The 2,747-nt window shown below is 73.1% G+C and carries 1 protein-coding gene and 1 pseudogene; both read left to right on the forward strand.

What is annotated here, in order from left to right; all coding sequences use genetic code 11:
- Positions 1-236 (forward strand): annotated as a pseudogene (locus MFF30_RS25720) (ABC transporter ATP-binding protein); the annotation flags it as partial.
- A 3-nt stretch (positions 237-239) separates the two neighbouring features.
- The coding region (locus MFF30_RS25725) for an ABC transporter permease (RefSeq protein ID WP_238283114.1) at positions 240-2,747 on the forward strand (2,508 nt) is incomplete at its 3' end.

Consider the following 2,747-nt stretch of genomic DNA (forward strand, 5'->3'; position numbering starts at 1 on the left):
TCGCCATCGCCCGCGCCATCGTGCCCGACCCGGCGATCCTGGTCGCCGACGAACCCACCGGAAACCTCGACGAGGCGACGGGGCGCCAGATCGTCGAGCTCCTGTTCGCGCTCAAGCGCGACCGAGGTGCCACCCTGGTGCTGGTCACCCACGATCCCGGCCTCGCCCGCCTCTGCGACCGGACGGTCCGCCTGCGCTCCGGCCGGGTGGAAGAGCCCGTGCCGGTCCGGGCCTGAGCGATGCACGGTACGCTGTCCCGGCCGGGCGAGCCCGGTCCCGCGCGGGGCCGGTCCAGCCTTCGCGTGCCCCTGACGCTGCGCCTCGCCCTGCGCGAACTGCGCGGCGGCCTCTCCGGCTTCGTGGTGTTTCTCGCCTGCATCGCCCTCGGCGTCGCGGCCATCGCCGGCGTCGCCTCGATCTCGCGCTCGCTCACGGACGGGCTCGGCCGCGAGGGCGCGCGCATCCTCGGCGGCGACCTCACCTACAGCCTGATCAACCGCGCGGCGACGCCCGAGGAGCGCGCCGCCCTCGACGCGCAGGGCCGCGTCTCGGTGGTGACCACCCTGCGGGCCATGGCGGTGGCCGGCGAGGGCACGGCGCTGGTCGAGCTGAAGGCGGTGGGCGACGATTACCCCAGCACCGGCGAACTCGTCACGGAGCCGGCCCGGCCCCTGAGCGAACTCCTGGCCGAGCAGGACGGCGCGGACGGGGCCGTGGCCGATCCGGTGCTGCTGACGCGCCTCGACCTCAAGGTCGGTGACCGCATCACCATCGCGGGCCGGCCCTTCGCGATCCGCGCGACCCTGGTCTCCGAGCCCGACCGCATCGCCAACGGCATCGGCTTCGGGCCCCGCGTCCTGATCTCGCACGCCGCGCTCGCGAAGTCCGACCTCGTCCGTCCCGGCAGCCTCAACCGCTGGAGCTACCGGCTCCGCATCCCGGAGGCCGACGACGCGGCCCTGCAGAGCCGGGCAGCGGCCGTCGCCAAGGCGGTGCCCGATGCGGGCTGGGAAATGCGGGCGCGCACCAATGCGGACCCGCGCTTCGCCAAGAGCATCGAGCGCTTCACGCAGTTCCTCACCCTGGTGGGGCTGACCGCCCTCATCGTCGGCGGCGTCGGCGTGGCCAACGCGGTCGCGGCCTTCGTCGAGCGCAAGCGCGGCTCCATCGCCACCCTGAAGAGCGTCGGCGCGCCGGGTGGCCAGGTCGTCGTCCTTTATCTGACGCAGGTCGGGCTCATCGCGGCTCTCGGCATCGCCATCGGGCTCACCGTCGGCGCGCTGCTCCCGTTCGGCCTCGACGCGCTGTTCCACGATTCGCTGCCGCTGCCGCTGAACCCCACGATCGCGCCGACCGAACTCGCGCTGGCCGCGTCCTACGGCTTCCTGACCGCGCTCGCCTTCGCGATCCTCCCCCTCGGGCGGGCGCACGACATTCCGGTCTCCGGCCTGTTCCGGGACGTGGTGGACACGGATGCGGGGCGCACGCGCCTGCGCTACCGGCTGATCCTGACCGCGGCGCTGGCGGGTCTCGTCGCCCTGGCCGTGGGGACCGCCTTCGATCGGCGCCTCGCACTGATCTTCATCGTGGCGGCCGGGCTCGCCTTCGGGCTCCTGCGCCTCGTCGCCATCGGGCTGATGGCGGGGGCCCGCCGCCTGCCGCGCCCGCGCATGGCCGCGCCCCGCATGGCGCTCGCCAACCTGCACCGGCCCGGTGCCCTGACCCCCGCCATCGTGCTCTCCCTCGGCCTTGGGGTGACGCTTCTCGTGACCCTGAGCCTGATCGACGCCAACGTCCGGCGCACGCTCACCAACTCGCTGCCCGCCAAGGCCCCGAACCTGTTCTTCCTCGACATCCCCTCCAGCGACGCGGACGCCTTCCACGGCTTCCTGGGGGGCCTCGCCCCGGGCGCCAAGATCGAGCGCGTGCCGATGATGCGCGGGCGGATCACCGCCCTGAACGGCGTGCCCGCCGAGGCGATCAAGGCCCCGGAGGAGGCCGCCTGGGTCCTCGACGGCGATCGCGGCATCACCTACGCGGAGGATCTGCCCGAAGGCTCGAGCCTCGTGGCCGGGTCCTGGTGGAACGCCGAGGAGGCGAAGACGCCCCTCGTCTCGTTCGATGCCGAACTCGCGGCCAAGCTCGATCTGAAGGTCGGCAGCAGCGTCACTGTCAACGTGCTCGGGCGGACCCTCACGGCGCGGATCGCCAACCTGCGCAAGGTCGAGTGGCGATCGCTGGGCATCAACTTCGTCATGGTGTTCTCGCCCGGGACCTTCCGGGGGGCGCCCCATTCGGATCTGGCCACCCTGACCTTCCCGAACGGCCCCGACGCCAAGGCCGAGGCCGGCATCCTGCGGGACGTGGCGCGGGCCTACCCGTCCGTCACCAGCGTGCGGGTGAAGGAAGCGCTCGAAGCCGTCAGCGACATCGTCGGCAAGCTCGTGCTCGCCATCCGGGGCGCCAGCGGCATCGCCGTGGTGGCGAGCCTGTTCGTGCTCGCCGGCGCTCTCGCGGCCGGCCACCGGGCCCGCCTCTACGACGCCGTGGTGCTCAAGACCCTGGGCGCCACCCGGCGCCGGCTGCTCGCGGCCTACACCCTCGAATACGGGGCGCTCGGCCTCGCCACCGCGATCTTCGGCCTCGCCGCCGGTACCCTGGCGGGCTGGGTCATCGTCACTCGGGTGATGAAGCTCGAGTTCACCCTCGATCTCTCCGGCGACCAGGGCGCCGGAGAGATCGAGGGT

This window comes from Methylobacterium goesingense (assembly GCF_022179225.1).
Taxonomy (GTDB): Bacteria; Pseudomonadota; Alphaproteobacteria; order Rhizobiales; family Beijerinckiaceae; genus Methylobacterium; species Methylobacterium goesingense.